This window comes from Luteolibacter sp. SL250, assembly GCF_026625605.1.
Classification (GTDB): Bacteria; Verrucomicrobiota; Verrucomicrobiia; order Verrucomicrobiales; family Akkermansiaceae; genus Luteolibacter.
Window position 1 is genome coordinate 4,777,785 of record NZ_CP113054.1, and the last position, 25,541, is coordinate 4,803,325.

Here is a 25,541-nt window from a genome sequence, read left to right on the forward strand (position 1 = left end):
GACCGTTCACTTGGGCCTCATCCTGCCCCTGATTTTCTGCACCAAGACTGATCCGGCGACCAAAAACGCCACTCCTGCCACCAAGGGCATCCAGTTCCGGTCGGCCAACCCCGCCGCACCAAGGACCACTCCGACGGAGAGAATCCCGTTGCAGGCCAATGAAACCCCGAGATACAGGCGGAAGGGCACCCTCAGCAGGCCCAGCACATAGTTCTGGACGAAAAATGGAAATCCAGGGGTCAGACGGACCAGCAGGATGATCCAGAGTTGGTTGTCCTCATGCAGGTCCGGCACCTTCATCCCCATCCAGGCCAGCAGCCGGATGATGAGCCTCCTGCCAAAACCCGCCGCCAACCAGTAGGTCCAGCTCATGTTGAGGGCGAGGGCAACCAGACAGATCAGACAGGCAGCAACAGGTTGCTCCCTCCATACGGTTCCCGCCAACAAAAGCAGGAGGCCCGTGGGAATAGGCAGGGCGGGCAGCACGACCAATGCCCCGAAGAGCAACCATGGGCGCGGTGCCAGGAAGTTCTCAAAACCCTTCCAAGCCGACTTCACCGTAGGTCCGTCCAAGCCCAGCTTCCAGGCCAGAAACACTCCGGCCATCCCCGCAACCAGTGCTCCAACTCCAAGATATTGAAGCCGCCTGTTCGCCAAAATTCTGGTCAATCCTGCCATCGGAGGCAGGCACCCTGAACACCACCCGGCAAACGTAAATTCCCAAATCCACCCACTCCGCTTTCATTCTGCAGGAACCCCAAACGTCTGATCACTCCGCACCTCTTATGCGGTTTATTTATCCTTGAACCCTTGGCCTCCGCTCCCACCCTCCGGGGCATGCGCATCCTCGTCACCGGTGGTTCCGGCTTCATTGGCAGCCATCTTGTCGAACACTTCCAGGGTTCCGCCGATATCATCGTGCTTGATGATCTCAGATCCGGGTACCGCCACAATCTCAATGGCCTTTCCCATCGCTTCATCGAAGCAAGCGTGACGGACCGGACCGCGGTGGAAAGCGCGATGGAGGGGGTGGACGTGGTGTTCCATCTGGCGGCCATGATTTCGGTCCCCGAGTCGATGAACGCCCCGTGCCGGTGCGCGGAGATCAACGTGATGGGGTTGCTCAATGTCCTGGAGGCCGCCACCGCCAACGGAGTGAGGAAAGTCGTCTTCGCCAGCTCTGCCGCGATCTACGGCGACGATCCGACCGTGCCGAAGATCGAGTCGATGATGCCACTTCCCAAAAGCCCTTACGCCATCACGAAGCTGGACGGGGAATACTACCTGGAGATGTACCAGCGCGAGGGGAGGCTCAATACCGCCGCCATCCGGTTCTTCAACGTCTTCGGACCTCGCCAGGACCCCAACAGCGCTTACGCCGCGGCGGTCCCCATCTTCATCCGGAATGCCCTGGCCGGAAAGGACATCACCATCTTCGGCGACGGGGAACAGACCCGCGACTTCATCCATGTGAAGGACATCGTCGCCGCTCTCGTCCACGCCGCGGAAAATCCTGCAGTCCACGGCACGTTCAATGCGGGCTACGGCACCAGCATGACCATCAACGATCTGGCTTCCCGGATCGTCCGGCTCGCAGACTCCACCTCGAAGGTCATCCACCTGCCCGAGCGCCTGGGGGACGTCAAACACTCCCGGGCCTCGATCGACAAGCTGCTCGCCACGGGTTTCCGTCATGTCAGCTCCCTGGAGCGGGGCCTTGAGGAGACCATGGCCTACTTCCGCAACCACCAGGACCCACCTCAACACCCTCCTTCCCCATGAACGAACTGAAGGAACGCCTCAAGGCCCTCGGCCTGAGCGACGAAATGACCGACAAGGCCCTTGCCACCATCGCGGACTTCGCAAAGTCCAGACTCCCGCGCGCGCTCCATCAACCCATCGATGATGTTCTGGCGGGGAAGTCCCCGGACTTGGGCAGCCTGCTGGGCGGCTTCGGTGGATTTTTCAAATGACCGGCGCGCGGTGAAAAGACCGGCGGCCGGCCGCCGGGGTCAGCTTTCGGCTCCACCCAGCGACGCGGCGGGATCCCGCCGCCCATCCTTTGTGAGGGCCGCCTCCAGCGAAACCCTGGTACCTACCCCGGCCCGCAAGGAAAAGCTGCCGCCCATTTCCTCCATTCTCCGGCGCATGTTCCCCATGCCCCGGCCCTGCCCGCTGGTGACGGAAATGCCCCGGCCGTTGTCAAAGATCACCATCGACAGGTGATCCTCGCCGAAGACGACGTGGATCCCCCCTTCCTTCGCGCCTGAGTGGCGGACCATGTTGTGGGCCGCTTCAAATGCCACCTTCATCAGGGAGGCCGCGGACTGCGCGTCGTGGATGATGCCGTCAGGAACCGGACCTTCCACCTTCCAGTCGAAGGAGATGCCGGCCATCGTCATGATCTTGCGGGAATAACTTTCCAGATCACGCAGCCAGTCCGGCCAACGGAACACCTCATGTTCCACGGAGGTCATCAGACCTTGGATCTCCCGGCTGCCCTTGAGGGCCATTTCCTCGAAGTTCGAGAAAATCTCCGAAATCTCCCCTTCCGCCTCGACCCGGCCCAGGCTGGCCAACATCGCCATGGTCGCTGTGATCCCGCCGATCCCGTCGTGCAGCTCCCTTGCGACGATCTCGCGCACGCGCCGTGCCTTTTCCCGATCGATCTCATGCCTGGCCTCCAGGAGTTGCTGCTCCATCGCGTGGCGCTCTTCGCTCCGCATGGCCACCTCGCGGATGTGGTATTGGTTCACCAGGAACAGGACGCTGAAGATCCAGAGGAAGGTCATCGCCAAGGCGGCCAATGCCAGCGAGGCATTCTCCCAGGATGTGCCGGAAACCCAGGACTGGAGCGGCTGGCGCACCCAGGTGAACATCCGGTAGCCCATCCCGGCCCCCGCGATGGCGAAACCCAGCGCGGCCATCCTGGTGGAAAAACGCATCCCTTCCCGCCGGTCCCTCCAGATCAGGACCGCCGTCACCAGATAAACCGCCGCCGCCCAGGCGCTGGCCACTTTCACCCGGATCGCCTGGTTGTCCTCCACGAACAAGTACCAGAAAATCACGGAAAGTGGGATCACCCCTGAAATGACGAGCCATCTCCAGCGGACCTGCTTCTCCCGGAACTGGATGACACCGGTGAGGTAACAAAGAATGGCGGAGCCATGGAGGACATTCGGCAGGACATGGGTGATGAGCCGGTTCTCCAGCAGACCCTGGAAAAGGAACAGGGGAAGTCCCAGACAGGTGAAGATAGCCCCCAGCGTCCAGATTCCCACACCGGGGACCTTCCGGTTCGCCATCCATACCACCGAAATGGCGATCACGTTGACGAGGCACGCGACGGAAACCGCCACAAAGAGGGTGCGCACATCCATCGTCATGGGCACAAAAAAAGCGTCCCACCGCCCCCTGTCGATGGCCGAATTCGGGGATCATCCGCCGATCCGCTGTATTTCCAGAAAGTTGTATGTGGAAGCCGGATCCGGGGGCAGGCCAGGAACTCGGAAAAAATCACCGTCCACTTCCCCCGGCACCTTTCAGTTGCTCCATGATCGCCGAGGCCAGATCGTCACCGAACGCCCTTGAACTCTCCGCGTTGACCTCCTCCCCCCGTGCATTCGCATAAGGAAGTTCAAAGGTGGCGGCCACATCCACTCCGGGAATGGAGGCGGCCCAACGGGAGCCACTGGTGCCCGCTTTGTAGTTGGCGGCGGTGTTCCAGGACGTGCCGAACGGGACATTCCCTGACACCATGTATGGGAGGGAGCCCCTGCGATGTTTCTCCAGCAGTCCGCAGAAAGCCGTTTGTTTCGCGAACATCGCCGGTGCTTCATGGCCCACCAGATAGATTTTCTCATTCACCTCCCCGCGGATGTGGGGGCAGTGGAGATCCAGCGCGATCCGCAGCCTGCTTCCCGCCCAAGCCGGAACGGTCCGCAAAAGGGCCTGGGTTTCCGGATAAAGCCCGCCGGGATCATAGTCCCTGTTGTGGTCATGCGGGCTGCGGTTCTTCCCTTGGTCACCTTCCTCCACTCCGTCCTTGTCAACGAATGGAACCACCATCATTTCGACATTCTCCCGGAACCAGGAGCCCCGCCCATCCTTGGCCAGCACCGCCTGGATGATGCCTTCCACCGTGTAGGACATCATCATCTCACAGGCATGCGAGCGTGCGGTGACCAGCACCCTGTGGCGGGGTTCCCCATCGATCCTGCCAATCCTGAGCCGCTCGACATCCCGGCCCTTCCGGCTCTTGCAGAGCACCTCCCTCGACAGTGCCGGATCCGTTCCGAATCCCTCCAGAAACCGATCCAGGTGCGCCTGGGTATAGGGCATCCCGAAGGAGAAGCGGATCTTATCCGCCCCTTCCGGGAACGTGTAGGTGAAGGACTTCTGATCCGCATCTTCCGTTCCGAGCCAACGCCAGGTCACGCCTTGGTCCGTGGATAGGGCGGGACCACGGACACCGACCGGTTTGTCCCGGGTGAAGTTGAAGGTCAGCGTCCTGCCCGCCGCCCCGCTCACCTGGAAGTACCAGTAGAACCAACCGCCCTTCGTGTCCCGCAAGTCGGGCCTGAGATTCACCGTATCCCCGGATACGCCCTCCACGACGATGTTGCCTCCGGGGAAGCCGGAATCGATCTTCAGGCTGCCATCATCCGCCGCCGACATCGCGGTGGCTGCGAGACAAACAGCAAGGACTGGCATCGGGAGCTGGGATTTCGGGTTCATGTTCCACCCAGTGTAGTTCGCCGCGCCCCGGAATCCCACCCCGGAATGACAACCGGAAGCCACGGTCCCGGGCTGCACGCACTCTGCTGAATAAGGAGGTGACATCCCCGGTGGATATGACATTCCAGACGGACCGATGAAAACCCACCCCCATCCGCGGCACCTCGCCGCCGTCGCTTCCTGATTGCTCCTCGCCACGCTTTGCCCTGCGGGCGAGAAAAAGGAGCTGACCGACACGCAAGGCAGGAAAATCCAGGCTGACGTCGAGGAACTGACGCCGGAGGGCGTGCTCAAGGTCCGGGTGGCGGGCAAGGCATTCAACATCCCGCTCGGGAATCTGGTGGAGGAAGACCAGAAGTGGGCGAAGGACTGGGAGGAGGACCGGAAGGCCGCCGCGGAAGGACAGGAATATGCGAAGGTTCTCTTCGAAGACGACTTCGCCAAAGATGGATTCGGCGAACGGTGGGGCCACTACAAGAGCGGCAGCGTGGTGAAGGACGGCGTCCTCCAGGGCATCTCGCCCAATGTGGCCGACCATGCAGCGGTGGACAACGTGAAGATCGAGGGCCAGAGCGACATCGAGGTGACCGTGAAATTCCGTTTCGCAGGGGAAAAGGCCAAGCAATTCGACATCTGGATGGATGACTGGGCTACAAAGGATCCCACGCCGGCCATATCTGCCTCGTATCCGTGGGACGCAGCTACGTCTCGATGATGGATGCCAAGGATGGTTTCTTCCGGAAAGACATCTGTGAAAAAAGGGATGCCGGAGTGGAACTCGACAAGGAAACCCAGAAGATGCTGAAAGAAAAGTCCGCTAGGTTCGACCTGAAGCTGCGGAACCCCGAAGAATGGCACACCCTCACTGTCCGGACCGCCGGTGACAGCCTCACCGCGCTGGTGGACGGCAAGAAGATCGGCACGCTCCAGGCATCAGGCATCGCCCACGAGACAAAGACGCTGGTCAGCCTGACCACCAACGAAGCGGACATCGACTATGATGACTTCGTCATCCGTGGAAAACGCGGCTCCGGACGGAAACGCTGAGCGCCATCACCCCGCCTTCGGGCAACCCGCCACTCCAGCAGCCACCATCATCATTGGATGGGTTCCTGACTTCCGGAGCGCGACCTGACAGGTCAACGCCAAGCCAACACATCCGTGGGGCCCACATCACACTGGTAGCCGTTCTCCCGCAAAAGATCCAGGGTGGCGGCCAGTTCCGCCTTGGGCAGCAGCTTGTGTTCGAAGATCACCGTGTTCGGGTTCCACGCGGTGAAGTCGATCTGCCGCACGACTTCCGCATCATACCCTTCCGTGTCGATGATGATGACATCCACTTTCTTCGGATCGGCTCCGCCGAGCATCCGGCCCAGCGGGGAACAGGGCACCTTCATGCAGCGCAACCGCTCATTCAACCGCGGGATCTCACCCATCAACGATTCCACCTGCGAGCGCTCGAATGATCCCACTCCCTTGGCGTAGGGAGGAAGAGGGTCCTCAGGGGTGTCTTCCAGGAACCAGAAGTCGAGGCTTTCCGCGGTGGCATGCACCGCCGCATTGAGGCAAGTCACCGGCCAGCCATTGTAGTGCTTCTGCAATTCATGGAAATACTGTGGCACGGGCTCCACCGCGGTGCCTTTCCAGCCATGCCGGATCACAAATGGATAGAGATGATCGTCGGTAACACCATCATTCGCACCAATGAGCAGAAAAGTCTGCGGCCCCTTCCTGCCAAGACGGGAAAGATGGTCATGGATCATCTGTTCCCCCCTCATCCATGGCGGCAGCCTCAGGAAAGCGTCACGCAGCCGCCGCTTCACCCGTGGATGCCGGTTCAGCCGGTGACTGGCCTGGCGGGCCAGGGAACGAAGGGGATTAGCCATGCGCGATGACTAGAATTTTCATGACTCACCGGCAACTGCTTTCCAAGAGATCCCTTGGAATGACGGATGGAAATCTTTCATGAAGTTCCTGATAGGCCGGCCGCAGACGCTCCCGGTCCTCAGCATTTACGAGGACGGGATACGGCCGCCAGTGCGGCTGGGCCAGATCACCCGTCCATGGTCGGCCCTGGCCGACGGCAGATGTCCTGATGGCAGCCTGGATCTTCTCCAGTGTGACCTGGCTGGAGACATTCTCCACCGCCCAAGCGGCCGAATCCAGCCCCGGCCCTCGGCTCATCAGCTCGGACAGATCTTCCGCAATCCTCCCCGGACGCAGCAGCATGCCCGTGCGCGCGTTGATATGTGCGGCGGATCCGATGCAGGCATCCGAGCGCACTGCGGTCGCGCAACCCGCGAACAATGACTCAACCACCGCCACACAGCCACCTTCGCGCCGGCTGATCACCAGGGAAATCCTCGAATCACACTGAAGGGCCGTCACTTCATCGATCGGGAGCGATTCATGAATCTCCAGCTCCTGGGGCACCCCCATCTCACCGGCCAGGTTCCGGATGGTGGCAGCGGTATTCCTTCCCTCGTTCTGACCCACCAGCACGATGCGCCAATCAGGGGGAAGCTTCGTCAATGCGCCGAAGAAATCCCAGTGCCTCTTGAACGCACCCCAGTTCGCCACCATCAGGATATCCACCCGCCGTTCACCCCATGGTTTGGCCTGTTGGTAGAACACCGGATCCACCCAGTCACAGGCCAGTCCCGGCAAGCAGCGGATCTTCGGATGCACCGCCGTGATCCGGTCCCTTTCACGGTCATTGGCCGGTTGCACCCACAATCCATCCGGCAAACTTTCCGCAGCCAGGCCCAGCAGAGCGTAGTCCGTCGGGCACCAACTCGCGGCGAAGAGGATTTCATAGTGCGCGGACAGCCATGCCAGATCCTCCTTGGACAGAGTCAACAGGCGGGCCAGATTGTACTCGAAATACGTCAGGAGCACCCCCTTCTCCCCATTCGCCCGCGGCTCCTTGAGGATCACGCTGCGCGTCAGCAAGGGTTGTTTCCTGATGATGCCGGGCAACCGGGATCTTTCCAGCAATGCTTCCCGCCAGACGCCGGCATCCGCTCCGGTTGACGCGGACCGGAGATCCTTCATGATGCCCCGCCATGCAGGCTCGCGGTCACAAAGGCTGACTGCGCGCGCCAGAAAGGCCATCCGCTTCGGCCCGCGTGCCAGATGCGCCCTGACCTGCATGCACCGGCCCAGCGCTTCACGCGACCACTCCGCGTAGCGCACTTCGTCCTTCAGAGACCGCAACCACCCACTCATGCCGGATTCCCGGATTCGGGTTTCTCTCCGAGGAAATTCCAACCCTGGGTGTTCAGAGGGTCCGGGTCACAGCGATCCAGCCGGATCAGGATCACCTTGAAAAGAAAGCCGAAGCAGGCCTGCCAGAAAAGGATCAGCGGCTTCTTCAACACCCCGGGCAATGACAACCCCCTGAGGACGTTCAACGTCCAATGAAGCTGATAGGCCAACAGCGTGAAATGCCCGCCTTGCGCCTGCTCCTTGACGACCTTCAATCCCGCAGTGTCAAACAACAACCGAAGCCCCAGATTGGTGAAGTTGAAAAAGTTCCAGGGCAGATTGTGCAGAGGTGACGACTGCGGCGTGGTCAGGAACAGCTTTCCTCCCGGTTTCAGAACCCGCGCCATCTCGCTGACCACCTTCTGCGGATCCATGACATGTTCCAACACCTGGGTGGACAGTACGATGTCATAACTGGCGGCCTCGAAAGGCAGATCGGACACATCCGCGACAAAGTCCACTCCGGGTCCTTCGCAGAAGTCGCATGTATGCAGGGTGGCTCCGGTCGCCAGCAGTTCCTTGCGCAGATATTGCTCCTGCTCCCGTCCGGATCCGGCATCGAGCACCTTGATCCCGGGCTTCATCAATGGCATCGCCTCCTTGCGGATGAATTCATGGACGTGCCAGCGCTCAACCTGCATGCGTTCGTGAAACGAATCCGGCAGAAGAAGAGAACCCAAAGATTTGTTCATGAATAAAGCGTGGACGGCTCGACCCCTATAGTGGCCGCATTGCATCCGTCAAGCCATCCCCGACAAAGGCACGGGGGGGCCGCCATACAGACGGCCATCCGCTATCTAACAGAAGCATCGCAGCGTTTCCGGAAAATTCCCCAACCAGACCAAACGATCAATCCGGGCCTGCCGCGTCACCGGAAAACGCCCGCCCCATTTTCTCCCTCAGCAGCGGCAGGAGGACCAGACGCGTGCCACGGGTGGTCAGATGGTTGCCATCGAAATAGAGCGATACACCATCCTGGGTCGCCCTGTAATGGATGCCATCCGGCTCCAGGAGATCCTGGGCGGGATCCAGAAAGGTCGCGGGCAAGTTACGTGCGGCCAGCCGTTCGAGCACCCTGTTTTCCCGGAGGTGCCGCTCCCTGGTCTGTCTCCACTCTCCACGGGGACCCCATGAAAACCGCCCTTGGGATCCACCGATGAGGCGTGGAACCACGGCGCGGAAATCCGGCACGTCCTGCAGAACCCAGACACGGCAACCCATCCGCGACAGGTGCAGGATGGTATCCTGCAAGGACGTCTCCAGCAGGTCCTCTTCCGCAGGGGTTTCCGTATAGATGTTCCACCTGGCAGCCAGAATGACATCCTTGATCCCTGAAGATTTGATGTGCCCGATGGCGGTGTCCGCCCATGCGAGACCATCATAATTATACGTCTTGCTGATCCCGAAGGACGCCCCCATCACCGGCGGGGTCGCGTTCTGGGCGATCATTTCCGCGACGATGCCATGTTCACGGCAAAACGAATCGAGGGCACCCACCGCATGCATGGCATGGCTGTCCCCCCACAGCAGGATGCGGGGAGGAAGGGAAGCATCCGGGACACCGAAACGGGGGATCCTTCCCTCCAGGACATCCGCAGCCCGGAGATCCTCGTTGAAGCCCTTGTCGCCCAAGGCGGCGTTGTTCAGGCGTCCATGCTGGTCCATACGGGAGGGGAACCCGTCCGACACCACCACCGCCCCGGCGATCATGACAAGCAATGCCGTGGCGACCCCGGCCAGCCGGAAAATTCCCCGCCGTGTTCCAGCAATCCGCTTTGTGCGGAACGGGGTTTCAATCCAGCGCCATGACAACACGGCCAATACCATGGACACAGCCACCTGGATCCAGGCCTCACCCGCTGATGCCGCGGTGCCGTCACGGGCGCCATAATTCCCGAACACCAGCACCGGCCAATGCCACAGATAGAGCGAGTAGGATATCAATCCGATGAACACCAGCGGCCGCAACGCGAGCAAGCGCCCGGGGATTGTCAGCTTCCAATCCGCCGAAGCACCGTTCGGGGTATTCGCCCAAATGATGGCTGCCGCACCCAAACATGGCAGCAGCGCCGCAAGGCCGGGGAAGGCCATCCCTCCGTAATACCGATGTACGGGCAGCAGCACGCCCGCCAGGCCTGCCCAAGCGGCCACCTCCCTCACCCATCGGGGCGATGCCATGCATGCCGCCGGCAACGCCGCCAACACCGCGCCGATCAGCAGTTCCCAGGCCCGTGTCGGCAGAAGGTAGAATGTGGCGGAGAGAATGAAGTCCGAGCGCTCATGACCACGATGCACCCCCAGCGTCGCCAGAACGAGACTGGCCAAAGTCGCCGCCAACAACCACCAGACCAGTTTGATCTGCCGCTGCGCCTGCCTGAACCGGTAAAGCATCCACAATCCGAACGGAAAGAAGATGTAGAACTGCTCCTCCACCGCCAGCGACCACATGTGCAGCAAGGGCTTGAAAGAACCCTCGGCGAAATACCGGTCAGACGGCCAGAAATAGAAATTGGCCGCCATCGCCGCTTGTGCGAGCGCCGACTTGGCGAGTTTGACGAAATCGGCTGTCAGAGGAAGGAACAAGCCGGCAGCCAAGGTGACGAGAATCACTGCGGCGCATGCCGGAAAGATCCGCCTCGTCCGGCGCTCCCAGAATGTGACGAACGAGAATGTACCCGCCCTGATATCCCTCATCAACAAGGCGGTGATCAGATAGCCGGAGATGACGAAAAAGACATCCACACCGACAAAGCCGCCCGGGCACCCAAGCCCCGCATGATAAAACACGACGACAAGCACCGCCACCGCCCGCAGCCCGTCAATATCGGGCCGGTACGCTAGATGCGCGGGCTTCCGGGCTTCAGAATTCCCGGGACTCATGGCCTTGTTCCTCAAGTGACAGGAAATCCGCGATGACCACCCGGGCTTGTTCGCCCGGGAAGAGGCTGATGCTCTCATCTTCGCTGGATCCCTTGCTTTTCATGGTTTGGTCGTGTGCAGCCAGATCAACCTGGGTTCCCGCGTCCGGGAATCACTCCGGTTCCCGGAGACCGGATGATCGGCCAAACCCCCGGAAGTACCCCCGCCGTGAATCGAACACGGATCTAGAGTTTAGGAAACCCTCGTTCTATCCATTGAACTACGGAGGCGTCCGGAAAGGCATTGGGATAGAGTGTCAGCCGTCCGGGTGCAAGCTTTGCCAACGCTGGACCGCCAATCGGATGCCGGCGGCCTTGTGGAGCGTTTCCTCGTACTCCTTTTCCGGATCGGAATCCGCCACGATGCCGGCCCCCACCTGATAGGTCAGTTGGTTTCCGTCGCGGATGAGCGTGCGGATGGCGATGTTGAAGGAACTTTCCCCGTTGAAGCCCAGCCAGCCGATGGCACCACAGTAGATGCCACGGGGTGCGTCCTCCAGCTCGCGGATGATCTCCATGGCGCGCTTTTTCGGGGCGCCGGTGATGCTCCCTCCCGGGAAGCAGGCGGCCAGCGCTCCGACGGCGGAGATTTCCGGGCGGAGGGTGCCCTCCACGGTGGAGACGAGGTGGTGGACCTGGGCCAGGGTTTCCAGGCGCAGCATCCCGGAAACCGACACGCTGCCGAATCCGCAGACCTGCCCCAGATCGTTCCGCAGCAGGTCGGTGATCATGACCAGCTCCGAGATCTCCTTGGCGGAGGTCTGCAGTTCGTAGGCGGAGCGCCGGTCCTCGTCCGGATCCGGGAAGCGGGGGCGCGTGCCTTTGATGGGCTGGGTCTCGATCCCACGCCCGGAGATCTTCAGGAAGGTCTCCGGCGAGGAGCTGAGCACCTCCCTCCCGTCCAGCGAGAGCCAGGCGGCCATGGGCGCGGGGGAGGCCTCCCGCAGTGATCCATAGAGATCGAACAGCGAGCCGCCGGAAATCTCCGCCCTGAACGCTTGGGAAAGATTCACCTGATAGATGTCCCCCGCCGCGATCCATTCCTTCACCCGCTGCACCCCCCCGATGAAACGCTCCCTGCCGGTGAGGGCAGCGAAATTTCCGATCACGGGTGCGTCTTCCACCCTTCCTTCATCGCGGAGCTCGGACGACAGGCCGCCGGTTTCCCACCAACTGTCGTCATCGTGGCAGTGGACCAGCATTTCCCGGTACTCCCCGAAAACGAACCGCCCTTCATAGTCCACCCACCCGCACAGCCCGCCGAGCGGGAAGCCGTAGTCCCGCGCGAAGCCGGTGCCAGCGGCGTGGGCCTTTTCCAGGATCTGCCGGTCCTGCGGAGAATGGATGCTGCCCTTGAGGATCCTGAGCGGCCGGGCGGCGATGACCGAGATCGTCCGCCTGCCGCCAAAGGGCATGTGGCCCGCGGAGTCGAAAAAGACCATGCCGGGCAGATGGCGCAGCCGCCGGGCGACCTCCACCGGCGGAAGTCCGTCGAGGCGCCGCAGGCGGTCCAAAGGTCCGATCAATGATTCCTCCATCCCTGTGCGCAAAGGAAGACGGGCGCCCCCATGGGTGGCAATTCCGAATTTTTCCCACTCTTACTCTGCGATGACCGGGAAATAGTCCGGAAACACCGCAACCCGGAAGATCCCTACGGAGCTGGAAAGGGGCGTGGTGAAGACGTGCCGCCCCGGGCCGGTGATGAAGGTCTGTCCGGGCACGTCCGACCAAGTGAACGGGGCCGTCGTCGTCATCCGCTGCAGATCGGCGGAAAGTCCGGGTGCGGGGGTGAAGGCGATCCGGAAATCCGACGCGGTGTGGCTCACGTCGAGCCGGGGCGGCGTGACCTTTGGTTCCAACACGAAGTTGTCCATGCCGACCCGCATGTTGAGCGTGGAACCCTCCACCGGAAAGAAGGTGATGGCCACTCCCTCCACGGACCGGAGGAATTGCTCGTCCGCCAGGATGGTCACCGGCTCGGCATCGTCGAAATGGGTCCAGGTTTCCTCCATCCCGAAGCGGACGAACTCCTGCCAGCCCTCCGCGGAGAAATCCGCCCACGTGTAGGGCACACTATAATACCACCGCTTCACCCCGTCCGGCCCCTTCGTGAAGATGCCGCAGTCCACTTTTTCGAATTCATCCAGATCCTCGATGAAGAGGTCCACGGTGATGGAATCCACGTTCGCCGCCACGAAATCCCCGACATAGGCACCATCCGCCGTGACCTGGTCAGCCGAGAATTCCAAGACGGCATCCCCGTCGTGGTAGAACCAGATATGCTCCTGGTCCGCCGTGGAATCCCACGACGGCAGGTAGTAATCTTCCCTTCCCCAGTCGTAGACCAGCCATTCATCCGCATTTTTCTTGGTTGGAAATTGCTCCCAAGCGGCGGAAACCGCGGCTTCCGCGAGGGTTCCGAAGGTGACGAAAATGATTCCCGCCAGCCATCTCGCTCCGGAAAATCCTCTGGTTCCGACTTTCATCAGGGGTGGGACGGACGGGCGGCCGGGTTTATTCGATCCGATTTCCGCCATCCACGGGCGGAATCCGGGTAAAATCCGCGAGTTGGGGATTGCCAAATTCTCTGCCTCGACTAAGCAGTTCCGCCCCGGCGCGAAAACCGTCGCCCCGCCAACCGAAGCCACCAAACGCATGAAGGACCTCTCCAAATACCGCAACATCGGCATTTTCGCCCACGTGGACGCGGGCAAAACCACCACCACTGAACGGATTCTGAAGCTCACCGGCAAGATCCACAAGATCGGTGAGGTGCACGACGGTGCTTCCACGATGGACTTCATGGAGCAGGAAGCGGAGCGGGGCATCACCATCCAGTCCGCCGCCACCACCTGCTTCTGGCAGGGCCACCAGTTCAACGTGATCGACACCCCCGGCCACGTTGACTTCACCATCGAAGTCTATCGTTCCCTGAAGGTTCTGGACGGCGGCATCGGCGTGTTCTGCGGCTCGGGCGGCGTTGAGCCCCAGTCCGAAACCAACTGGCGCTACGCGAACGACTCGAAGGTCTCCCGTGTCATCTACGTCAACAAGCTCGACCGTATCGGCGCTGATTTCTACCGCGTCATCGGCCAGGTGAAGCGCATCCTGGGCGCCACCCCTCTGGTCATGGTCCTGCCGATCGGCACCGAGTCCGACTTCGTCGGCGTCGTGGACCTGCTCACCCGCAAGGCCCACATCTGGGACGATTCCGGCCAACCGGAGAACTTCAAGATCGAAGACGTGCCCGCCGACATGGTGGACAAGGTCGAGGAATACCGCGCCGCCCTCATCGAAACCGCCGTCGAGCAAGACGATGAAGTGATGGAAGCCTATCTGGAAGGCACCGAGCCGGACATCGACACCATCAAGCGCTGTATCCGCAAGGGCACCATCGACCTCGCGTTCTTCCCGACCTATTGCGGTTCCTCCTTCAAGAACAAGGGCCTGCAGCTCGTCCTCAACGCCGTCGTGGACTTCCTTCCTTCCCCGATCGAAGTGAAACCTCTCCCGGAAGTGGACGCCGAAGGCAACGAGACCGGCGAATTCGCCGTTTCCGATCCTTCCAAGCCGCTCCGCGCGCTGGCGTTCAAGATCATGGACGACAAGTTCGGCGCCCTGACCTTCACCCGGATCTACTCCGGCACCATCAAGAAGGGTGACACCATCCTCAACTCCTTCACCGGCAAGACCGAGCGCGTCAGCCGGATGGTGGAAATGCACGCGGATGACCGCAACGAAATCGAATCCGCCCAGGCAGGTGACATCGTCGCCATCGTCGGCCTCAAGAACGTGCAGACCGGTCACACCCTCTGCGACGAGAAGAACCCGGCCACCCTGGAGCCGATGGTGTTCCCTGAGCCCGTCATCTCCATCGCCGTTGCTCCGAAGGACAAGGCGAACGCCGAGAAGCTGGCGACCGCCATCGGCAAGATGGTCGCCGAGGACCCGTCCTTCCGCGTCGAAACCGACGAGGAAACCAACGAGATGATCCTCAAGGGCATGGGCGAGCTCCACCTCGACATCAAGATCGACATCCTCAAGCGGACCCACAAGGTCGAGGTTGCCGTCGGCGCCCCGCAGGTCGCCTACCGCGAAACCATCACCAAGCCGGTCAACGACAGCTACACCCACAAGAAGCAGTCCGGTGGTTCCGGCCAGTTCGCGAAGATCGACTACACCATCGAGCCCGGCGAGCCAGGCACCGGCTTCATCTTCGAATCGAAGGTGGTTGGCGGCAGCATCCCGAAAGAGTTCATCCCGGCCGTCGAAAAAGGCTTCAAGACCTCCGTCGACAAGGGACCGCTTGCGGGTTATCCTTGCTTGGACTTCAAGGTCATCCTCAACGAAGGTGGTTTCCACGCCGTTGACTCCAGCAACATCGCGTTCGAAATCGCTGCCAAGGCGGCCTACCGCCAGACCATGCCGAAGGCTGGCCCGCAGATCCTTGAGCCAATGATGAAACTCGACGTCTTCACTCCTGAAGAAAAAGTCGGTGACGTCATCGGCGACCTCAACCGCCGCCGCGGCATGATCCAAGGCCAGGAGCCGACCCCGGGTGGTGTCCGCATCAAGGCAGAGGCCCCGCTGTCCGCCATGTTCGGCTACATCGGTGACCTCCGCACCATGACCTCCGGCCGTGGCCAGTTCTCCATGGAGTTCAGCCACTACGCACCTTGCCCGAAAAACGTCTCCGACGACGTCATCGCCAAGGCCAAGGCCCGCGAGGAAGCGCTGCGCAAGTAATCACGGAGCGCGGACTTCCGTCCGTCTCCCCCTTCCCAAAGCCCCGGCGGCCGCAAGGTCGCCGGGGTTTTCATTTTACCTCCGCAAAGGCTCCGTCGCCCCCATTTCGCGCTTGTGAGCCCGCCCGGGCGATTCCACTCTCCCGCCACATGAGTGAAGCGTCGTCCGCCATCGAAGTCTGCATCGCCGGCACCGGCAGTTACGTCCCGGAGAAGGTTCTGACCAACGATGAGCTTTCGAAAATCGTCGATACCACGGATGAGTGGATCTTTACCCGCACCGGCATCAAGGAACGGCGGGTCGCCGCGGAAGGCGAGTTCACCTCCCACATGGCCACGAAGGCCGCCGAACGCGCCCTGGAGCAGGCAGGCCTGGCGGCTGCCGACATCGAACTGATCATCGTCGCCACCATCACCCCGGACACCTTCACCCCTGCGACCGCGTGCTACGTCCAGCAGAACCTGGGCGCCCACCGGGCCGTCGCCTTTGACATTTCCGCCGCTTGCTCCGGCTTCCTTTACGCGATGAAGCTCTCCAAGCGGCTGATCTCGGACGGCGCGTTCAAGAACGCCCTCATCATCGGCGCGGAAAAGCTCTCCGCCTTCGTGAACTGGGAGGACCGCACGACCTGCGTTCTCTTCGGTGACGGGGCGGGCGCCGCCGTCCTCCGCCGTGCGGAGCCGGGCGAAGGTTCCATCATCGCCACGGAAATGGGCACGGATGGAAATCTCACCCACCTCCTCAACATCCCCGGCGGTGGCTCCGCCTGCCCCATCACGCCGGCCAATGCGGGGCTCCACCTCGCCACTCTGGCGATGCAGGGCAAGGAAGTCTTCAAGCACGCGGTCAACCGCATGAAAGAAGCCGCGGAAAAGGTGATCGAGCGCGCCGGCCTCCAATCGGAGGACATCGCGTGCGTCATCCCCCACCAGGCGAACCTCCGTATCATCGACGCCATCGCGGACCGGCTTACGGTGCCGAACGAGCGCGTTTTCGTGAACCTCCACAAATACGGCAACACCTCCGCCGCCGCGGTGGCCATCGCACTCGATGAAGCGAACCGCGAAGGGAAATTCAAGCGCGGGGAGCACATCGTGCTGGTGGTCTTCGGCGCGGGCCTGACCTGGGCCGCCGCCGCCGTCCGTTGGTAACGGAAAGCAGTCCTCCGGACTTGTGCCGGAATGCCGGATGCGGATAGAAGCGGATTGCCCGCATGTCCCGCTCCCGTGCATTTCCATCACCAATGTGCGCCTGGCTCACCGCCATGGCGCTCTTTTCCTCCATGGTGGCTGCGGAGGAGGCACCGCCGACCTTTCAGGCAAAAGCCAAGGCCCACCTTGAGTTGGTGCTGAAGGAAGGCACGGACCACTACGGCGCGACGTCCACCCCGCTGTGGATGTCCAGCATCGACACCCGGACAGGACGCTACCCGGAGGATGACACCCGGCATCCCGACTATCCCTCCCGGGTCTATCGCCTGATCGCCGCGCCGAAGGGCTCGAATCCCTATTGGGATCTGCCGCAGATGGCAGCAGCCGCGGATCTTTCCAAAAGGACCGGAGATCCATCCTACCGGAAGGGGGCTGATGACAGCCTGGACTTCATTTTCTCCCACCTGATCGACGGGCCGAGCGGCCTCATCCTGTGGGGGAACCACTATTACTATCACGCCTACCAGGACGAGATCCTGTTCTTTCTGGATGAGAAGAACGTCACCCCCTACGGGAAAAACCCGGCCGGGAACGAAGGCAAATACCACGAGGCCCGGCCGGTGCCGATCCCGTGGGACCTGCTGTGGGAACGGAGTCCGGAAAAGACGGAGCGCTACATCCGCGCGATGCTCGACCGCCATCTCACCGACGCCACCACCGGTGAGTTCAACCGCCACGCCACGCCGAAGGGCCAGCAGCATGCGTTCATCGAGTCCGGCGGACTGCTCGTCCACGCGGCGGCATTCCTGTTCAGCAAGACGAAGGACCCTACCCTGCTGGAGCGGGCGGACCTTTTCATCCGCTACACCTTGGCAGCGGAGAACCCGGCCACGGGGCTGGTCAGCAACTGCCCCAACTCCCCGGTGAAGAGGTGGGACCGCTCGATCAGCACCACGGAGATCGGACTGTGGGCGGGATCGCTCATCGCCGCCTCCGCCCATGTTCCGGCCGGGACGCGGGATGCCTGGCTGGCACACGCCGACCGCGTGACCTCCGCGTGGCTGAAACACGCCTGGAGCGAAAAGGACCGGAAATTCCATGGCAACCTCCGCATCACCGACGGCACTCCCGTCACCGAGCGGACCACCACTTATCAGCCGGGGGCTTTCAGCAGCCTGTGGGAGCCGCAGTTCCCGAACCACGACTACCCGATGGCGATGGCAGAGACCTGCCTGCGGCTCCACAAGATCACCGGAAAGGAAACCTACCGCACCGCCTGCCAGCGGTGGATCACCGTGATCCGGGAATCCCTCCCGGCCAGGGACGGGAAAGGCGGCTATGCGGAGCACTACGGCCGCGTGATCCACTTCCTGCTGGGCTGCCACCGTGACCTGAAGGATCCGGCGTGCCTCGATCTGGCAAAGCAGGTGGCCGCCGAGGCGGACCGCTTCCTGTGGGCGGGTAAGGCGTTCCGCAGCCATCCGGTCGAGAACCGCTGCGACAGTGTGGACGGGATGGGCTACCTGCTGCTCGCGCTCGGCTGGCTGGAGTCCGGCAAGGAACCGGACTACCACGGGTTTTTCTTCTGACGGCCTGTTAGAAGAACCGTGGCTGCTGCGGGACGCAGCAGCCACATTTACGGTCATGGACCACGTCTCCGATTTCCCCTAGACTGACGGCCATGGCGCACCGCAGCACCCCGCTGGAAACCGACAAGATGCCGCCGGGCATCCCCTACATCATCGGCAACGAGGCGGCCGAACGGTTTTCCTTTTACGGGATGCGGACCATCCTGGTCGTGTTCATGACGCAGTACCTGCAGTTCATGGACAACACGGGCGGCACCTCCATCTCCGGCACGGAGGCCGTCGGTTACTTCCACCAGTTCGCGGGATGGGTGTATTTCACCCCGTTGATCGGCGCGCTGCTCTCCGACATCTTCCTCGGGAAATACCGCACCATCCTTTTCCTCTCCCTGTTCTACTGCCTGGGCCACGGCGCGCTGGCGTGCATGGGGCTGGTGGGGGAGTCGAAGTGGTGGCTCATCACCGGGCTGTCGCTCATCTGCATCGGCGCGGGCGGCATCAAGCCGTGCGTCTCCGCCCACGTGGGCGACCAGTTCGGCAAGCTGAACCAGCACCTGATCACGCGCATCTACAACTGGTTCTACTTTTCCATCAACTTCGGCGCGATCTTTTCCACGTTGCTCACCCCGTGGCTGCTGGAGCACTACGGGCCGCACTGGGCGTTCGGCGTGCCTGGTGTGCTGATGGCCATCGCCACGTTCATGTTCTGGCTGGGGCGGCACCGCTTCGTCCACATCCCTGCGTCCGGCTGGGGCTTCTTCCGCGAGGCGTTTTCCTGGGAGGGTTTCGCCGCGTTGGCGAAGCTCATCCCGCTGTTCGTGTTCATCGCCGTCTTCTGGTCGCTCTATGACCAGACCGGCTCCTCATGGGTGCTGCAGGCGAAGCAGATGGACCTGAACTTCCTCGGCGTCACCTGGCTGGAGTCCCAGATCCAGGCGGTGAACCCCATCCTGATCCTCATTTTCATCCCGCTGTTCACGCTGGTGCTCTATCCGGCGATCAACCGGGTCTTCCGGCTCACGCCGCTGCGGAAAATCGGCATCGGCCTGTCGCTGCTGGTGGCGACCTATGTGCTCACCACCGTGGTGCAGTCGTGGATCGACGCAGGCCAGCGGCCCTCCATCGGCTGGCAGATGCTTTCCTTCATCCTCATCACCGCGGCGGAGGTGATGGTGGCCATCGTCGGGCTGGAGTTCGCCTACACCCAGGCACCCCGCGCGATGAAGTCCTGGGTGATGTCGCTTTTCTGGCTCGCAGTGTGGCTGGGCAACTATTTCACCGCAGAGGTGAACCGTTTCATCTCCACGCCATCCGCCGCGCGACTCCAGTTCACGGAGGCGATCTCCCGCCTCCCGGAGGACTGGAAGACGTCCCCCCGGAACATCGTGCTGCCGGGATACGACGGCATCACCGGCACCGCGGACGACTTCATCGCCCGCTGCCGCCAGGGCCGGCTGGACTCCTTTGAGATCCCCGGCCGCGACCTTTACTTCTCCGCCGCGGAGAGGATCGAGCAGGCTTCCGCGGAGAAATTCCCCGCCAAGGAGCAAGGCAACCTCCTTCTGCAGGGGATCAAGGATCCGTGGGGGAATGCCATGAGATACGAGGTGATCGACTCCTCGCACATCCGCATCTCCAGCAAGGGACCGGGGGAGAAGGAAAAGTCCGAGTGGAGCCTTGGCCTGGTCATCGGGAAAACGGAAGGCGAAGCCGTGGCTCCGAAGGACACCTGGCTGGCCCGCCGGAAGATGGAACTCGGCATCCGGGAAAAGGCCACACCGGGTGGATTCGAGCGGACGGAGTTCTCCGGCGGGGAGAGCAAGCTGGAGGGCGCGGCCTACTTCCGCTTCTTCACCTGGCTGATCCTGGGCGCGCTGGCCGTCTATCTGCCATTCTCACTGATCTACCGCCCGAAGACGTACCTGCATGAGTCGTAAGGAGGGTGGACATAGCGGCTCTGCCGCAATGTCCATCCTCCTCACTACCCATTCAGCTTCGCGAGCTGCTTCGGCAGGAAGACGCCGTCCTTGCGGATGAGCTTGCCGTCGAACCAGACCTCGCCGCCGCCGTAGTCCTTGCGCTGGATGTTCACCATGTCCCAGTGGACCTGGGAGCGGTTGCCGTTGTCGGCGATCTCGTACGCCTGACCGGGCGTGAAGTGGAAGGAACCGGCGATCTTCTCGTCAAAGAGGATGTCCCTCATCGGCTCGCGGATGACCGGGTGGAAGCCTAGGGCGAACTCACCGATGAAGCGGGCACCTTCGTCGCTGTCGAGGATCTTGTTCAGTGCCTTGGTCTTCGCACCGGCCTCGGCCTTGACGATCTTGCCCTTGGAGAACTCCAGGCGGATGGTGTCGAAGCCGATGCCCTGGTAGATGGTCGGGGCGTTGTAGGTGATGTGGCCTTCCACGGAGTCACGCACGGGGGCGGTGAACACCTCGCCGTCCGGGATGTTGAAGTTCCCGCCGCAGATGACGGCAGGGATGCCCTTGATCGAGAAACGCAGGTCGGTGCCCGGCCCCTTGAGGTGGACCTGGTCGGTTGACTCCATGAGCTTTTTCAGCGCGTTCATCGCCGGGACGAGCGCCTTGTAGTCGAGCAGGCAGACTTTGAAGTAGAAGTCCTCGAACGCCTCCGTGCTCATGTTCGCCTGCTGCGCCATGGACGGGCTGGGCCAGCGGAGCACGCACCAGCGGGTCTTTTTCACGCGGTGGTCCAGCACCGGGCGCATGTGCTTCATCGCGAGCTGCATCTTGTCCGCGGGAACGTCGGAGGTTTCCGCGATGTTGTAGCCGCCACGCACGGCGATGTAGGCGTCCATGTCCTTCATCTCCGCCAGCAGGTGCTTCGCGATGACGGAATACTGGCCGTCCTCCGCGCCCTTCAGCATCTCCCGGCTGAGACGGGACTGGTGGATGCGGATGAATGGCAGCGCGCCCTTTGCCCTGGCCTCGCGGATCAACGCCAGCCCGATGGAGTCCGGCACGTCGTAGAGATCGATGAGGACTTTCTCGCCTTTTTTCAGGGCGGTGGAGTAGCGGACCAACTGCTTTGCGAGGGCGTCAATGCGGGCGTCGTGCATGCCATGGACGTTAGATGTCCCGCCGCCGTTGTCCACGCGGCAATATGGGGAAAAACAATAAACTTGGCATCCCTCCCCCACCCCCTACACCAAGCGCATGGTCCTCGGCATCCTCGGTTCCGGCTCCGGCTCAAACATGCAGGCGATCCTCGATGCGATCGCGGCGGGCACGCTCGACGCCCGCATCGCTCTGGTCCTGTCGGACAACCCGGACGCGTACATCCTTGAACGTGCGGCCAAAAACGGCATTCCGTCCGGCGTGATCGACTGCCGGGGGTTCAAAACGAAGTTCCCTGAAGAGGCACAGGCGGAGACCGCCGCCCGGCTGAAGGATGCCGGGGTGGAGCTGGTCTGCCTGGCTGGCTTCATGCGGCTGGTGAAGCGTCCGCTGCTGGACGCCTTTCCGGAGCGCATCCTCAACATCCACCCGTCCCTCCTTCCGGCCTTCCCCGGCATCGCTGCGTGGAAGCAGGCAGTGGACGCCGGAGTTTCCGAAACGGGTTGCACCGTCCACCATGTGGATGATGGTATGGATACCGGCCCGGTCATCCTCCAGGAAAAGATCCCCGTCCTCCCGGATGACACCGACAAGACGCTCCACGCCCGTATCCAGTTGGTAGAGCACCGGCTTTATCCGGAAGCGATCCGCCGCCTGGCGCAGACCGCATTGCGGTGAGAGTTGTTCCCTGAAGATGTCCACCTGGCGTCCCATCTCCCGACCCTCCTGGTGGCAGCGCCTGTTGCCAGAGTGGCTGCACGCACCCGTGCGGTGGCTGTTCTGGCTAGGGGTGGCCGGGCTGGTGGCGTTCGGCGGTTTCGTCTTTTTCTACTTCATCCTCGCGATGAAGTTCGACCTGAAGGAAGTCGCCGGGTTGCCGGAGGCGAACCACTTCTACGACAAAAACGGCATCGAGATCGACGCACCGATCAGCGGCGGACAGAAGCTTGCCAAGCGGGAGGACATCCCGGACTTCCTGGTGAAGGCGCTGCAGGCGCGGGAGGATGCACGGTTTTTCGAACACGTGGGCGTGGACTTCCGCGGGCTGGCACGTGCGACGGTCCGCAATCTGAAGGACGGGGACTTCACCCAGGGGGCGTCCACACTCTCGATGCAGCTCGCCCGGAACACGTATGAGATCCGCGCGAAGTCGATGCACCGGAAGTTCCTGGAAATCGCCCTCACGCTCCGCATCGAGGCCCGCTATTCGAAGGACGAGATCCTGACCCACTACCTGAACCGGATCTACTTCGGCTCCGGGGCGCAGGGCATCGAGCAGGCCGCGCTGACTTACTTCGGCAAGCCGGTCCGCGAGCTGGATGAAAACCAGTGCGCGATGGTCGTGGGCATCATCCGCGGCCCACATGTCTTCTCCCCGCTGAGAAACCCGAAGGGGGCGCTGGAACAACGGGACCAGACGCTCAACCGGATGGTGGCCATGGGCTTCATCACCGATGAGAAGCGGGACAAGCTGGAAGCAACCCCGATCAAGCTGGCCAGCGAAAACGAGGACCGTGCCCAGCGTTCCTACGCCTTCCAGGCGATCCGCCGGGAGCTGGAGAAGATCCTCGAAACCCACGACATCCGCTCCGACGGTCTCTACGTCCACACCACCCTCGACCTGGGGTGGCAGCAGCGGCTGGAGATCGAACTTTCCAAGGCCGTCGCGGACCTGGAGAACGAGAAAGGCTGGCGCTATGGCACCTACTCCGACCACACCCCGGGGGCGGAGCCGAAATACATCCAGTACGCCGCCATCACCACGGAGACGAAAAGCGGCGGCATCCTCGCGCTGATCGGGGGACGGGATTTCGCCCACTCCCGCTTTGACCGGACGCGCTCCCGGCGTGACCTGGGGTCGGCGTTCGAGCCGTTCATCGCCGCAGCCGCCGCGGAACGCGGCAAGCTGGTCCTACCGGGCAAGCCGGTGCTGACCGGGCGCCAGATCGGCCCGGCGGAGGTCGAGCGGCTGGCGAAGCGGTGCGGCCTTTCCGGCCCGTTCCTGGACACGGAAGATCTTTTCCGCGGCTCCGTCGCCGCCACCCCGCTGGAAATGTCCATCGGCCTCTCCACCCTCGGGAACGCTGGAAAACGGCCGGATCCGTTCGTGATCCGGGAGATCCGGGATTCCTCGAAGAAGGTCATCTACAAGGCCCAGCCACGGCTTACTCCCGCACTCAGCAGCCAGGCGGCTTCGGAAGCGACCACGGTGCTGGCAAACCACGCCGGCACCCGGACCTTCACCGGTGCCACTGGTTCCGAAAGGGATGCCTGGACCCTCCGCCTCGGCCCGAAAGGTTCCACCGCCATCTGGATCGGCTTCGACCAGCCCGCGGCAATCGCCCGGGACGCACGGGTGAAATCGCTGCTGGATGAATTCGTCCGGCGGCTGGGGAACAGTGAATGATGTAAGGAGGGGAAAGTTTCAGTATTCAGTTTTCAGGGCAGAAAAGATGAAGCCGAAGATGGAATGCAGCAATGGCTCCGTGTTCCCATTGCAGCCGGGGGACAGGAATGGGAGCGAAGCGGACATTGCAGCAGAGCCGCCATGTCTACCCTCCTTTCTCCTTGAAACGCGGTGGCCGATGGGGCAGGTTTCCCACCCCATGCAGGCCGTTCAGTTCGAACAATCCGTCGCCGCCATCCTGAAGCGGGACCGCCGTTTCGATCCGGGCGCCTACTTTTTCCTGAAGGACGCGCTGGATTTCACGCTGAAGCGGATCAGTGACGGAAACGGCGGCCAGTGCCGCCACGTTTCGGGACCGGAGCTGCTGAATGGCTTCCGGGATCATGCGCTCCAGCAATACGGCCCGATGTCCGCCACCCTGATGAACGAGTGGGGCCTGCGGAAGTGCCAGGATGTCGGGGACATGGTGTTCCACCTCATCGAGGAGCAGGTGTTCGGAAAACAGGATTCCGACCGCCGGGAGGACTTTTCGGAAGTTTTCGACTTTCAGGAGGCGCTGACGCTTCCATTCCTGCCCAAGAAGCGCCGCCAGACGCCGCGCAGGCAGGCCCACGCCCAGCGGGCGGTGGGCTGACCACCACTCCCCACCTCAGGTCGGTAGTGCCGGTGGTGTCGGGGTGTTGGCCACCGGCGGCTTCACCCATTTCGGGGCCTTTGGTGAGACGTCCAGCCTCAAGGACACCAGCGCCATCCCCAGCAACCCGACAAACCCGCCGAAACTCCAGGTGATGGTCGTCACCATGCCAATGGCGAACGGCATGCAAACCAGCAGCGCGATCACCATCCCGCTCGGCTTCACTTCATAGGCCAGGACCACCAGCCGCAGGCGGGAGCGGGCCAACGCCAGTCCTGTCGAGACGTAGCAGATGACAGCCGAAAAGGCGGTCAGATGGTAGAAGATCCCGCAGCCTTTCGTCACGGTCGCGGAAAACGCCAGCGGGATGCCGCAACCGGCGAGCATCGAAATCAGGAACAGCAGGAGCATCGCGACCCGCCCGGCGATCGTCTTGAACGCCGATGCGCCGATGACCCCCGCGCAGACCAGCGCGGAACCGCCGACCACCGTGGTGGAACAGGCCAGTTCATACCACCACTCCACCTCACCAAGGGCATAGCGGACCACCACGAATGGCAGGAGAGAGACAAAGGTGAGGGTGCAAAGACCCCACAGGGTGAGGAATTTCCCGAGGACGATCTTCCACCGGCCCAGCTTGGTCAGCAGGAGCAATTCATGGTTCCCCTCCTCCAGTTCCTGCCCCATCAGGATGATCCCGCCCAACGGCATCACCACCACGCAGACAGCGCCCACGATGGCCCAGAACGGCCCGGACTCCACCAGCAGCATGACGTTGAGCATACCGACCCCGTCATCGATCCTGTACACCTCTCCGCGCTGGAACTCGAAAACGGTGGCGAGGATGGCGAGGAGCTGGATCAGCAGGAAAGGAAACACGAAGCTCCCCCGCCGCATGTTCTGCCGCAGTTCCTTCGTCGTCATCGGCCCGAGCAACTCGGGCAGGTCGTTTTTCCAAACCGTCTGCAATCCGGATTGAAACTAGATGCAAATCCGGCGGATCGCCGAGAGCAAT

23 protein-coding genes and 1 tRNA gene are annotated in these 25,541 nt (G+C 62.2%); 11 read left to right on the forward strand and 13 right to left on the reverse strand.

From position 1 onward, the window contains the following. Positions 1–6: 6 nt before the first annotated feature. A complete protein-coding gene (locus OVA24_RS20700; protein ID WP_267672078.1) occupies positions 7–606 on the reverse strand; it encodes a TVP38/TMEM64 family protein in 600 nt (199 codons plus the stop codon). 231 nt (positions 607–837) lie between these two features. Between OVA24_RS20700 and OVA24_RS20705 the strand changes: the two genes are divergently transcribed. Together OVA24_RS20705 and OVA24_RS20710 are read left to right on the forward strand one after the other, a co-directional pair. After that, positions 838–1,782: an NAD-dependent epimerase/dehydratase family protein gene (locus tag OVA24_RS20705; RefSeq protein ID WP_267672079.1), complete on the forward strand. Its 945-nt coding sequence runs from the start codon at positions 838–840 to the stop codon at positions 1,780–1,782. After that, positions 1,779–1,973 carry a hypothetical protein gene (locus OVA24_RS20710; protein ID WP_267672080.1) on the forward strand — a complete coding sequence of 65 codons (195 nt, stop codon included), beginning with the start codon at positions 1,779–1,781 and terminating at the stop codon, positions 1,971–1,973. The genes OVA24_RS20705 and OVA24_RS20710 overlap by 4 nt, the downstream gene beginning before the upstream one ends. A gap of 39 nt (positions 1,974–2,012) precedes the next feature. Here OVA24_RS20710 and OVA24_RS20715 read toward each other — a convergent pair whose 3' ends face one another. Then, complete coding sequence (locus OVA24_RS20715; RefSeq protein ID WP_267672081.1) at positions 2,013–3,386, reverse strand: sensor histidine kinase; 1,374 nt, start codon at positions 3,384–3,386, stop codon at positions 2,013–2,015. A 130-nt stretch (positions 3,387–3,516) separates the two neighbouring features. Then, on the reverse strand, positions 3,517–4,713 hold the full coding sequence (locus tag OVA24_RS20720) for a M14 family zinc carboxypeptidase (RefSeq protein WP_267672082.1): 1,197 nt from the start codon (positions 4,711–4,713) through the stop codon (positions 3,517–3,519). Between the two features lie 208 nt (positions 4,714–4,921). Between OVA24_RS20720 and OVA24_RS20725 the strand changes: the two genes are divergently transcribed. Continuing rightward, a complete protein-coding gene (locus tag OVA24_RS20725; RefSeq protein ID WP_267672083.1) occupies positions 4,922–5,452 on the forward strand; it encodes a hypothetical protein in 531 nt (176 codons plus the stop codon). After that, positions 5,428–5,784, forward strand: coding sequence for a hypothetical protein (locus OVA24_RS20730; RefSeq protein ID WP_267672085.1), 357 nt, complete (start codon positions 5,428–5,430; stop codon positions 5,782–5,784). The genes OVA24_RS20725 and OVA24_RS20730 overlap by 25 nt, the downstream gene beginning before the upstream one ends. A 92-nt stretch (positions 5,785–5,876) precedes the next feature. Here OVA24_RS20730 and OVA24_RS20735 read toward each other — a convergent pair whose 3' ends face one another. The 8 genes from OVA24_RS20735 to OVA24_RS20770 all read right to left on the reverse strand — a co-directional run bounded on the left by OVA24_RS20735 (position 5,877) and on the right by OVA24_RS20770 (position 13,408). Beyond that, positions 5,877–6,623 carry an FkbM family methyltransferase gene (locus OVA24_RS20735; RefSeq protein ID WP_267672087.1) on the reverse strand — a complete coding sequence of 249 codons (747 nt, stop codon included), beginning with the start codon at positions 6,621–6,623 and terminating at the stop codon, positions 5,877–5,879. Positions 6,624–6,648: 25 nt separating this feature from the next. Beyond that, complete coding sequence (locus tag OVA24_RS20740; RefSeq protein ID WP_267672089.1) at positions 6,649–7,965, reverse strand: glycosyltransferase; 1,317 nt, start codon at positions 7,963–7,965, stop codon at positions 6,649–6,651. Next, positions 7,962–8,741 carry a class I SAM-dependent methyltransferase gene (locus OVA24_RS20745; RefSeq protein WP_267672090.1) on the reverse strand — a complete coding sequence of 260 codons (780 nt, stop codon included), beginning with the start codon at positions 8,739–8,741 and terminating at the stop codon, positions 7,962–7,964. Before OVA24_RS20745 ends, OVA24_RS20740 begins: the two co-directional genes overlap by 4 nt. Positions 8,742–8,853: 112 nt before the next feature. Beyond that, positions 8,854–10,884 carry an acyltransferase family protein gene (locus tag OVA24_RS20750; RefSeq protein WP_267672091.1) on the reverse strand — a complete coding sequence of 677 codons (2,031 nt, stop codon included), beginning with the start codon at positions 10,882–10,884 and terminating at the stop codon, positions 8,854–8,856. Beyond that, positions 10,865–10,987: a hypothetical protein gene (locus OVA24_RS20755; protein ID WP_267672093.1), complete on the reverse strand. Its 123-nt coding sequence runs from the start codon at positions 10,985–10,987 to the stop codon at positions 10,865–10,867. The genes OVA24_RS20750 and OVA24_RS20755 overlap by 20 nt, the downstream gene beginning before the upstream one ends. Before the next feature lie 94 nt (positions 10,988–11,081). After that, a tRNA-Arg gene (locus OVA24_RS20760) sits at positions 11,082–11,153 on the reverse strand. Positions 11,154–11,179: 26 nt separating this feature from the next. Continuing rightward, positions 11,180–12,436 carry an aminodeoxychorismate synthase component I gene (gene pabB, locus OVA24_RS20765; protein ID WP_267672094.1) on the reverse strand — a complete coding sequence of 419 codons (1,257 nt, stop codon included), beginning with the start codon at positions 12,434–12,436 and terminating at the stop codon, positions 11,180–11,182. An 84-nt stretch (positions 12,437–12,520) separates the two neighbouring features. Then, positions 12,521–13,408, reverse strand: a complete 888-nt coding sequence (locus OVA24_RS20770) for a hypothetical protein (protein WP_267672096.1) — start codon at positions 13,406–13,408, stop codon at positions 12,521–12,523. A gap of 169 nt (positions 13,409–13,577) precedes the next feature. Between OVA24_RS20770 and fusA the strand changes: the two genes are divergently transcribed. The 4 genes from fusA (at position 13,578) to OVA24_RS20790 (ending at position 20,342) form a co-directional block, all read left to right on the forward strand. Continuing rightward, a complete protein-coding gene (gene fusA / locus OVA24_RS20775; protein WP_267672097.1) occupies positions 13,578–15,668 on the forward strand; it encodes an elongation factor G in 2,091 nt (696 codons plus the stop codon). A gap of 149 nt (positions 15,669–15,817) precedes the next feature. Next, a complete protein-coding gene (locus tag OVA24_RS20780; RefSeq protein ID WP_324287880.1) occupies positions 15,818–16,819 on the forward strand; it encodes a beta-ketoacyl-ACP synthase III in 1,002 nt (333 codons plus the stop codon). Positions 16,820–16,911: 92 nt separating this feature from the next. After that, positions 16,912–18,408, forward strand: a complete 1,497-nt coding sequence (locus OVA24_RS20785) for a hypothetical protein (protein ID WP_267672099.1) — start codon at positions 16,912–16,914, stop codon at positions 18,406–18,408. Positions 18,409–18,500: 92 nt separating this feature from the next. Beyond that, on the forward strand, positions 18,501–20,342 hold the full coding sequence (locus OVA24_RS20790) for a POT family MFS transporter (protein WP_267672100.1): 1,842 nt from the start codon (positions 18,501–18,503) through the stop codon (positions 20,340–20,342). Positions 20,343–20,386: 44 nt separating this feature from the next. Here the strand turns inward: OVA24_RS20790 and OVA24_RS20795 are convergent, their stop codons facing one another. Continuing rightward, positions 20,387–21,487, reverse strand: a complete 1,101-nt coding sequence (locus OVA24_RS20795) for an aminopeptidase (RefSeq protein ID WP_267672101.1) — start codon at positions 21,485–21,487, stop codon at positions 20,387–20,389. A 97-nt stretch (positions 21,488–21,584) separates the two neighbouring features. Here OVA24_RS20795 and purN point away from each other — a divergent pair, with 97 nt between their 5' ends. From purN to OVA24_RS20810, 3 genes are all read left to right on the forward strand, one after another. Then, positions 21,585–22,163, forward strand: coding sequence for a phosphoribosylglycinamide formyltransferase (gene purN / locus OVA24_RS20800; RefSeq protein WP_267672102.1), 579 nt, complete (start codon positions 21,585–21,587; stop codon positions 22,161–22,163). 16 nt (positions 22,164–22,179) lie between these two features. Beyond that, positions 22,180–23,892 carry a transglycosylase domain-containing protein gene (locus OVA24_RS20805; protein ID WP_267672103.1) on the forward strand — a complete coding sequence of 571 codons (1,713 nt, stop codon included), beginning with the start codon at positions 22,180–22,182 and terminating at the stop codon, positions 23,890–23,892. 199 nt (positions 23,893–24,091) lie between these two features. Further along, the gene (locus tag OVA24_RS20810) at positions 24,092–24,526 is read left to right on the forward strand and encodes a Minf_1886 family protein (protein ID WP_267672104.1); all 435 of its coding nucleotides are present in this window, start codon (positions 24,092–24,094) and stop codon (positions 24,524–24,526) included. Positions 24,527–24,541: 15 nt separating this feature from the next. Here OVA24_RS20810 and OVA24_RS20815 read toward each other — a convergent pair whose 3' ends face one another. Further along, positions 24,542–25,495 carry an ABC transporter permease gene (locus tag OVA24_RS20815; protein ID WP_267672105.1) on the reverse strand — a complete coding sequence of 318 codons (954 nt, stop codon included), beginning with the start codon at positions 25,493–25,495 and terminating at the stop codon, positions 24,542–24,544. Between the last annotated feature and the right edge of the window lie 46 nt (positions 25,496–25,541).